Annotated in this window: 6 protein-coding genes and 1 riboswitch; of the genes, 5 read left to right on the top strand and 1 reads right to left on the bottom strand. The window is 65.6% G+C overall.

Annotated elements, in window-relative coordinates; all coding sequences use genetic code 11:
* The 5 genes from scpC to SREC43747_RS0118175 all read left to right on the top strand — a co-directional run.
* Window positions 1-1174 (top strand): succinyl-CoA:acetate CoA-transferase ScpC (scpC, locus tag SREC43747_RS0118195; RefSeq protein ID WP_029722808.1); only part of this gene is annotated, 1174 nt, incomplete at its 5' end.
* A 230-nt stretch (window positions 1175-1404) separates the two neighbouring features.
* Window positions 1405-1914: a hypothetical protein gene (locus SREC43747_RS0118190; protein WP_029722807.1), complete on the top strand. Its 510-nt coding sequence runs from the start codon at window positions 1405-1407 to the stop codon at window positions 1912-1914.
* 16 nt (window positions 1915-1930) lie between these two features.
* Entirely contained in the window at window positions 1931-2380 is a 450-nt protein-coding gene (locus tag SREC43747_RS0118185; RefSeq protein WP_029722806.1) for a DUF421 domain-containing protein, read from the top strand.
* Between the two features lie 645 nt (window positions 2381-3025).
* A riboswitch (cobalamin riboswitch) is annotated at window positions 3026-3247 on the top strand.
* Window positions 3248-3355: 108 nt separating this feature from the next.
* The gene (locus SREC43747_RS0118180) at window positions 3356-5734 is read left to right on the top strand and encodes a ribonucleoside-diphosphate reductase subunit alpha (RefSeq protein WP_081722682.1); all 2379 of its coding nucleotides are present in this window, start codon (window positions 3356-3358) and stop codon (window positions 5732-5734) included.
* Between the two features lie 29 nt (window positions 5735-5763).
* Complete coding sequence (locus SREC43747_RS0118175; protein WP_029722804.1) at window positions 5764-6816, top strand: ribonucleotide-diphosphate reductase subunit beta; 1053 nt, start codon at window positions 5764-5766, stop codon at window positions 6814-6816.
* Window positions 6817-7282: 466 nt separating this feature from the next.
* Here the strand turns inward: SREC43747_RS0118175 and ilvD are convergent, their stop codons facing one another.
* A complete protein-coding gene (gene ilvD, locus SREC43747_RS0118170) occupies window positions 7283-8965 on the bottom strand; it encodes a dihydroxy-acid dehydratase (RefSeq protein WP_201768730.1) in 1683 nt (560 codons plus the stop codon).
* Window positions 8966-9433 lie beyond the last annotated feature (468 nt).

Raw genomic sequence — 9433 nt, 5'->3', positions numbered from 1 at the left:
CCTCTCCCACGTCGCGCAGCAGGTCTGGGAAGGATTCCTCGGCCCCCTCGACGTCGCCGTCGTGGAAGTAGCCGGCATCACCGAAGACGGCCGCCTGATCCCGTCCTCCTCGGTGGGCAACAACAAGACCTGGCTGGAACAGGCCGACCGCATCATCCTCGAGGTCAACTCCTGGCAGAGCGCCGACCTGGAGGGAATGCACGACATCTACTACGGCACGGCGCTCCCACCGAACCGCAAGCCCATCCCGCTCACCCGGCCCGCCGACCGCATCGGCACCCCGTACCTGGAGTGCCCTGTGGACAAGGTGATCGCCGTGGTGGAAACGCATTCCCCCGACCGCAACACGGTTTTCAAGGAACCGGACGAGAACTCCCGCCGAATCGCCGAACACGTGCTGGACTTCTTCGACGCAGAAGTCCGCAACGGCCGACTCCCCCGCAACCTGCTGCCGCTGCAGTCCGGTGTGGGCAACATCGCCAACGCCGTGCTGGCCGGTCTCGACAAAGGCCCGTTCACCGACCTGACCGCCTACACCGAGGTGATCCAGGACGGGATGCTGCACCTGATCGACACCGGCACCCTGCGCACCGCCTCGGCGACCGCGCTCTCCCTCAGCCCTGACGCGGTGGAGCGCTTCAACAACAACGCCGCCGACTACCGCGACCGCATCGTGCTGCGGCCGCAGGAGATCAGCAACCACCCGGAGGTGGTCCGCCGCCTGGGCTGCTTGGCGATGAACGGCATCATCGAGGCCGACATCTACGGCAACGTCAACTCCACGCACATGATGGGCAGCCGCATCCAGAACGGCATCGGCGGCTCCGGCGACTTCGCCCGCAACGCCTACATCTCCATCTTCATGACACCCTCGACGGCGAAGAACGGGGCGATCTCCACCATCGTGCCCATGGTTTCGCACGTCGACCACACCGAGCACGACGTCGACATCATCGTCACCGAACAAGGCCTGGCCGATCTGCGCGGCCTCTCCCCGCGCCGGCGCGCCGAAGTCCTGATCGAGAACTGCGCCCACCCGGACTTCCGCCCCCTGCTGCGCGACTACTACGAGCGCGCCCTGCGCGACGCCTACGGCCGCCACACCCCGCACCTGCTCTCCGAAGCGCTCTCCTGGCACCAGCGCTACGTCGACACCGGCAGCATGCTGCCGTGACGACGAGCGGCACCCCGCCACACCCCGCGTGCCCGCACAGCTGACGCGCGGTACCAAAGGCGCTACCAGCGCGCCAGCTGGGCACGAGGAAAGCTGCGGCCGGCACGGCGATCCCGTGCCGGCCGCAGTCATTCCCGCACCCTCCCGAACAGCCCGGGTCACGAACTGCGAACCCGCCCGTCCTTCAGCAGGATGTTCGGTAATCACAGCTGCTGGAACGGGAGCGGGAGTTGGACGAGCAACCCGAACAACGCCCACCGATCGAAGCCGACCGGAGGATGTTCCGCTGGGACTGGCGAGCCGACATCCTGGGCTGGGCGCTGATGAGCGCGATCATCCTGTTCGGCCTGTTCGGCCTGCTCGGCGACGGGCCGCTCAGCCAAGCCGAGCAGACCAGCCCGGACGGCCAGCTGAGCGTGTCCTACGAGCGCTTCCTGCGCAGCGAGGGGAACACCCAGCTCTTCATCTCCCTCGCCCCCGGCAGCGCCCGGAACGGGTGGCTCGGGCTGCGCATCGACCAGCAGTGCCTGCAGGACAGCCAGGTGGAGTCGCTGCAGCCCCCGCCCGCGTCCACAACGGTCTCCGCCGACCAGGTCATCTACCGCTACCCCGCGCGGGACCGCACAGGTCTGGCGCTGCGCCTGGACATGCGACCGAGCGACTCGTTCACCGTGCGCCGCTGCGAAATAGCCGTCGACGAAGGAGCATCGGTGCAGTTCTGGCAGTGGGTTCACCCCTGACGAACAGGAGGACACAGTGGAGAGCGTGCTGCGGGCTCTGACGATCTACCTGATCTTGCTCGTGCTGCTGCGCCTCACCGGCAAGCGGACCCTGTCCCAAACCACGACCCTGGACTTCGTCCTCCTGCTGATCGTCGGTGAAGCCACCCAGCAAGCACTGCTGGGGGACGACTACTCGATCACCAACTCGCTCCTGGTCATCGCCACCCTGATGCTGACCGACCGAGCTGCCGACTGGCTGCAATACCGCTTCAGAGCGGTGGCCAGACTCACCGAAGGAACCCCGCTGATCCTCGTCGAACACGGCCGTCCCCTGCAGGAACGACTGCGCCGGGAGAACATCAGCATCGAAGACGTCCTCGCCGCCGCCCGGCAGCACCAAGGACTGCTCGACCTCAGCGACATCGAATACGCGGTGCTGGAACGAACCGGCGGCATCAGCATCATCCCCGCCAACCGGTCCTGACACCCGAACGAAATACCGGACACCCGTCACCCGCCCCGTGCTGGGACCGAACCCCAGCCCGGACCGGTGCACACCGGAGAAGACCACTGCATCGACTCCGACCCGCTCCTCTCCAGCACCGTCCGCGACGGCGCACCACCGAGCGCTGGACAAGACCGCGCCCACCGCGTTCGCCGGAACCGGCAGCAAGACGTGGCAGGAGAACTTCCTCCACCACGCCGAAGCGCTCGACGAAGGAACCGGAGCGACGAACCCTGGACGACGTCGGACTGAGCAGACCCGCGAACCAGCAAGGCGGCAGCACCCCAGCCGGCTCAGCCGGGAACAACGCCCCGAGCCGGTGGCGACGCCCAGCTCCACGCCACCTGCGGCCCCACCTCCCAACAGCGGAAGAACGACCTCATCCACTATCCACAGTGGGCGAACCCGGCGGCCGTGCACTCCGGAAGGGCCATCGAGGTACTCGACGGCACCAGGAACCCGAGGGCCGAGACCGCTCGCGCCCCTCGACGAGCTCCAGCCCCTCCTGAGAACGAGCACCGGACGAGCCCGCCACCTCATCCCCCGAAGCGCCTCCGCCCGAGTCGTTCCGCAACCCTCAGACACGCTATGTGCCCCAGTCCAACCGGAACAACCCCAACATGTAGTGTGTTGGCTGCTGGTGGTTCACCGAACCCTTCGGTGAGGCAACAGGGAACCCGGTGCGAATCCGGGACTGCCCCGCAGCGGTGAACAGGAACGACCGTCGTAACTCGCGGACGCGAGCAACGGCACTGGGCACAGCACAGCCTGGGAAGCCACGACCAGTAGGACCGGCTCAGCCGGACGCCTGTGAGTCCGAAGACCTGCCACCGGTGCACGCGCGCAGCGTGCTTGTCCGGGACCTCGAGGGCGGGTCTGCGCGGACGGCAGGGACACGCATGTCTCCGTCTCCTCGCGCGCCTTCGAGGCCGACCGAACTCGCGAGGGAGAGACATGACCATCACCGACAGCGAGTGGAACCGCGTGTCCACTGCCGTTCACCAAGCCTGCGCCGGAATCCCCGACGTCTCGCCACAAGCGGTGCTCACCGAAGTGGAACGCACCGTGTATCCGGGAATCAGCGAAGACGACCTCTCGCTCGCCCAGATCATGGCCGCCCGAACCCTGATCGAAGCTGAACCCGGATACTCCAAGGTCACCGCTCGCCTCCTGCTCAACCGGATCCGCCAGCAAGCCCTGGCGTGGCTCGACTGCAGCCCCGCCACCCAACAGGAAATGCGCGACCGGTACCCCGCGTACTTCACCGCGTACGTGGAACGAGGCATCGAACTCGGCCAACTCGACCCGCAACTCGCCGAATTCGACCTGAGCCAGCTCGGCGAAGCCCTCATCGCCGAGAACGACCTGGCCTTCAGCTTCCTCGGCCTGCAAACCCTCTACGACAGGTACTTGCTGCACCACGAAGGAACCCGGTACGAGCTCCCCCAAGCCTTCTTCATGCGGGTGGCGATGGGGCTCGCGCTGCGCGAGGACAACCCGACCGAACGAGCGGTCGAGTTCTACAACCTGCTGTCCTCCTTCGACTTCATGTGCTCCACCCCCACCCTGTTCAACGCCGGAACCACCCGGCCACAGCTGTCCTCCTGCTTCCTGACCACTGTGGAAGACGACCTGGCCGCGATCTTCCACTCCATCAGCAACAACGCCATGCTCTCCAAGTACGCCGGTGGCCTCGGCAACGACTGGACACCGGTGCGCGGCATCGGAGCGCACATCAACGGCACCAACGGCAAATCCCAAGGCGTGGTGCCGTTCCTGAAGATCGCCAACGACACCGCGGTCGCGGTCAACCAGGGCGGAAAACGCCGCGGCGCGGTGTGCGCCTACCTGGAGACCTGGCACATCGACATCGAAGAATTCCTGGAACTGCGTCGCAACACCGGCGACGACCGGCGCCGCACCCACGACATGAACACGGCCAACTGGATTCCGGACGAGTTCATCCGCCGCGTGGAAGCCGACGCCGAGTGGACGCTGTTCTCCCCCGACGAAACCCCCGACCTGCACGAGCTGTACGGGAAGGCCTTCACCAAGCGCTACCGGGAATACGAGCGGGCCGCCGACCGCGGTGAAATCCGGTTGTTCCGGCGAGTGCGCGCGGTCGACCTGTGGCGACGCATGCTCACCATGCTGTTCGAGACCGGGCACCCGTGGATCACCTTCAAAGACCCGTGCAACCTGCGGTCACCGCAGCAGCACACCGGGGTGATCCACTCCTCCAACCTGTGCACCGAGATCACTCTCAACACCAGCCCGGACGAAGTGGCGGTGTGCAACCTCGGCTCGGTGAACCTGGTCAACCACACCACCCCGACCGGCATCGACCAGGAGAAGCTGGCCAAGACCGTGCGCACCGCGGTGCGCATGCTGGACAACGTCATCGACATCAACTTCTACACGATCCCCGAAGCCCGGCACTCCAACCTGCGCCACCGCCCGATCGGGCTCGGCCTCATGGGATTCGCCGACGCGCTGTTCCGCCAACAGATCCCCATGGGATCCGCGCGAGCAGTGGAATTCGCCGACCGCAGCACTGAACTCATCAGCTACCACGCCATCTCCGCCTCCAGCGATCTGGCTGCCGAACGCGGACGCTACAGCTCGTTCGAAGGATCCTTGTGGAGCAAAGGGATCCTGCCGATCGACTCCCTGCACATCCTGGCCGAAGAACGCGACGGAGACGTGGACCTGGACCACTCCAGCACGATGGACTGGGACGCGCTGCGGGAGAAAGTCCGCCGGCAAGGGATGCGCAACTCCAACGTCATGGCCATCGCCCCCACCGCGACGATCTCCAACATCTGCGGGGTCAGCCAATCCATCGAGCCGATCTACCGCAACCTGTACGTGAAGGCCAACATGTCCGGCGACTTCACCGTGATCAACCCTTACCTGGTCGAAGACCTCAAGGAAGCCGGACTGTGGGACCAGCAGATGGTCACCGACCTCAAACTGCACGACGGCAGCCTGCAGCCCATCGACCGGATTCCGCAGGAGCTCAAACAGCGCTACGCCACCGCGTTCGAAATAGAGCCGTCCTGGCTCGTCGAAGCAGCCGCGCGCCGGCAGAAGTGGCTCGACCAGGCCCAGTCGCTCAACCTCTACGTGACCAGCCCCAGCGGCCGGGCGATCGACCAGCTCTACCGCTCCGCCTGGCGCAAGGGCCTGAAAACCACCTACTACCTGCGCTCGGTGGCCGCCACCCACGTCGAGAAGAGCACCCTGCGCGGCACCGACGGGAAGCTGAACGCGGTGCCGGCCGCCAGCACCGCCTGCTCGGTCGACGACCCCAGCTGCGAAGCCTGCCAGTGACCCCCACCCGCACGATCAGGAGAACTCCCATGCCTGCCGGACTGGAGAACATCGACCGCAACGCGAAACGAGTGGCCGTCGACGACAAGGCGATGATCAACTCGCGGTCGGACGTCAACCAGCTGCTGCCCATGAAATACCACTGGGCTTGGGAAAAGTACTTGGCCGGGTGCAACAACCACTGGATGCCGACGGAAATATCCATGCAGGCCGACATCGCCCTGTGGAAGTCCGCTGACGGGCTCACCGAGCAGGAACGCCGCATGGTCAAGCGGAACCTGGGGTTCTTCGCAACCGCGGAATCACTGGTGGCGAACAACATCGTGCTGGCCGTGTACCGGCACATCACCAACCCGGAATGCCGCCAGTACCTGCTGCGCCAGGCCTTCGAAGAAGCCGTGCACACCCACACCTTCCAGTACATCTGCGAAAGCCTCGTCCTCGACGAGGGCGAGCTGTTCAACATGTACCGGGAGCTGCCCTCCATCACCGACAAGGACGCCTGGGCGCTGCAGTACACCAAGAACCTGGAGAACCCGGACTTCACCACCGGAACCCCCGAGAAGGACCAGGCCTTCCTGCGCGACCTGGTCGCCTTCTACGTCGTCTTCGAAGGCATGTGGTTCTACACCGGGTTCGCCCAGGTGCTCGCGCTCGGCCGGCAGCACAAGATGACCGGGATCGCCGAGCTCTACCAGTACATCCTGCGCGACGAGTCGATCCACCTCAACTTCGGAATCGACTGCATCAACCAAATAAAGCAGGAGAACCCGCACCTGTGGACGCCGGAATTCCAGCAGGAGATCCGGCGAATGCTCACCGAGGCGTGCGAGCTGGAAGTCGCCTACGGCCACGACACCATGCCGCAGGGAATGCTCGGCATCAACGCCGAACTGTGCGAGCAGTACCTCCAGTTCATCACCAATCGGCGGTGTACCCAACTGGGTCTGGAACCGGTATTCTCCCCCACCGAGAACCCCTTCCCGTGGATGTCGGAAGCCATCGACCTCCACAAGGAAAAGAACTTCTTCGAAACACGAGTGATCGAGTACCAGTCCGGAGCAGCGCTGGAGTGGGACTGAAACCACCTCTGCCCCGGTCCTGCCAGCAAGCTCCGGACCCCGCACTTCCGCGGTCAGGCGTCCCTCCCACCCCGCCTGACCGCGGATTTTTCTTGTCCCAGCAGCACTTTCGCGCTTTCGCGAAGAGCCAATTCCCTCACTGGTTAGATCAAAAACAGGTCTGCAACAACCACTGCCGACCGCTCGCAACTGATCAGCAAGGGAACATTCCAATCGCCTACTGCAGAAAAGTTCCCTTCACCGCGGAATTCGACAACCTCGCACCACGACTTCCGCCGGGAAATCCGGGAAGACCGGCCACTGCCAACCGAAGAGCCCGCAGAAAAGCACTCCCGGCGGGACTGGTCCGCCCACGGCCCGGGACCACGTGCGGTGGTGCTGAACGCGGCAGCCCCGACACGCCCCCGCACCCCGGGTGCGAAGCTCACCGCGCTCGACCAGACCGAGCTGCAGGCGCAATGGTCGGCTAGTGGAGCACTGCACCAGCAGCCGCCGAGCCCACCAGCTTCGCGTACTTGGCGAGCACTCCTCTGCCGCGGGGTCCTTCCGGCGGTGCCCAATCCTTTCGGCGCTGCTCCAATTCCGCCTCGTCCACCAACAGGTCCAACGCTCTGCTCCGCATGTCCACCCGGATCTGATCACCGTCCCGGACCAGAGCGATAGGACCACCGTCGGCTGCTTCCGGAGCCACGTGGCCGATGCAAAGCCCAGTCGTTCCCCCGGAAAACCGGCCATCGGTGACCAGCAGCACGTCCTTGCCGAGCCCGGCGCCTTTGATCGCACCGGTCACCGCCAGCATCTCCCTCATTCCGGGCCCACCGCGCGGCCCTTCGTAGCGGATCACCACCACGTCCCCGGGCTGCAGCGTCCCGTCCGACACCGCCTGCATCGCGGCCTGCTCACCATCGAAGACCCGCGCGTTGCCGGTGAAAGAAGCCGTGTCGAACCCGGCGCTCTTCACCACCGCCCCGTCCGGTGCGAGGGATCCCCGCAGCACCGTGATCCCCCCGGTGGGGTGCAGGGGGTCCTCCAACCGCCGGATCACGCTGCCGTCCGGGGGCGGCGGATCGAGCACCCGCAGGTTCTCCGCGACTGTCCGCCCCGTGACGGTGAGGCAATCGCCGTGCAGCAAACCGGCGTCGAGCAGGGCTTTCATCACCGTGGGCACGCCTCCGATGCGGTCCACCGCCGGCATCGCGTACTTCCCGAACGGTTTGACATCGGCCACGTGCGGCACCGCCTCACCCAGCCGGTTGAAGTCCTCGAGTTCGAGTCCGGCACCCGCTTCGTGAGCTATCGCCAGCAAGTGCAGCACCGCGTTGGTCGATCCGCCGAAGGCCAGGACGACCGCCACCGCGTTCTCGAAAGCTTCCTTCGTCAAGATCTGGCGGGCTGTGATCCCCTGTTCGAGCATGCCGACCACTGCTCGACCGGCAGCTCGCGCATCGGCATCCCTCCTGCGGTCCACCGCAGGAGGAGTCGCCGAGCCCGGGATGGACATGCCCAACGCCTCGGCAGCACAAGCCATGGTGTTGGCGGTGTACATGCCCCCGCAGGCGCCCTCACCAGGGCACACCGCCCGTTCCACGCGGTCGAGCTCCTCCCGGCTGATCAGTCCGCGAGCGCACGCGCCCACGGACTCGAACGCGTCGACGATCGTCAGCTCAGCTCCACCCAACCGCCCCGGCAAGATGGAGCCCGCGTACACGAACACGGCAGCCAGGTCGAGCCGCGCAGCGGCCATCAGCATCCCCGGCAAGCTCTTGTCGCACCCGGCCAGCAGAACGGAACCGTCCAGCCGCTCCGCCTCCATGACGGTTTCCACCGAGTCAGCGATGATCTCCCGCGACACCAGCGAGTAGTGCATGCCGGTGTGTCCCATCGATATCCCGTCGGACACCGAGATCGTGCCGAACTCGAGGGGATAACCACCCGCCTGGTGAACCCCGTTCTTGGCCGCTTCGGCCAAGCGATCCAGGGACAGATTGCACGGTGTGATCTCGTTCCACGACGAAGCCACCCCGATCTGGGGTTTGCCGAAGTCCTCGTCCCGCATGCCCAAAGCCCGCAGCATGCCCCTGGCCGGTGCCCGCTCCAGCCCTTCGGTGACTTCCCTGCTGCGGGGCTTCAGTTCCTCGTTCTCACCCACGCCCACTCCGAAACCGTAGAGCGGAATCCGGTGCGAAGCAGCTCAGAACCGTGCCCCACGCACTGGGCATCGGGCACAGCGCGGGAAACCCCGGCAGGGGTGCGGAGAGGAGGAAGCGCCTCACCGGGTGAGAACCAGGAAAGCCAGCGTTCGAGAGCTCAGCGGCTGGCCGCCAAAAGACAAGCGCTTTGTCAAAGAGCGCCACCACGGGAACAACGGACTTCCGTGGCAGCGAAGTGGGTGCGAAAGCCCGGAACGAAAACGTGGACTCCGCGTTGGACGCGGACGAGCACCGGTGGAAACTCGCGTCCCGTCCTCATTCGAGGCGAAACCACCAACACGGCTCTGCCTTGGTGTTGGTGTTTTGGTGGGTGGTGTTTTCCCTTTTGGGAATAGGGTGGTGGCCCACCAGGATCACTCCTGGTGGGCCACCATCGTGGGTTGGTGTGTCGGCGGTGTCCTACTCTC

The sequence above is a fragment of the Saccharopolyspora rectivirgula DSM 43747 genome, from assembly GCF_000497205.1.
GTDB classification, from domain to species: Bacteria; Actinomycetota; Actinomycetes; order Mycobacteriales; family Pseudonocardiaceae; genus Saccharopolyspora; species Saccharopolyspora rectivirgula.
This window is presented reverse-complemented; position numbering and strand designations above follow the sequence as displayed.

What these genes read in the sequence shown, in the direction of transcription:
- SREC43747_RS0118180 (WP_081722682.1), top strand. Translation starts at nt 3,356, where the DNA reads ATGACCATCACCGACAGCGAGTGGAACCGCGTGTCCACTGCCGTTCAC.
- SREC43747_RS0118175 (WP_029722804.1), top strand. Translation starts at nt 5,764, where the DNA reads ATGCCTGCCGGACTGGAGAACATCGACCGCAACGCGAAACGAGTGGCC.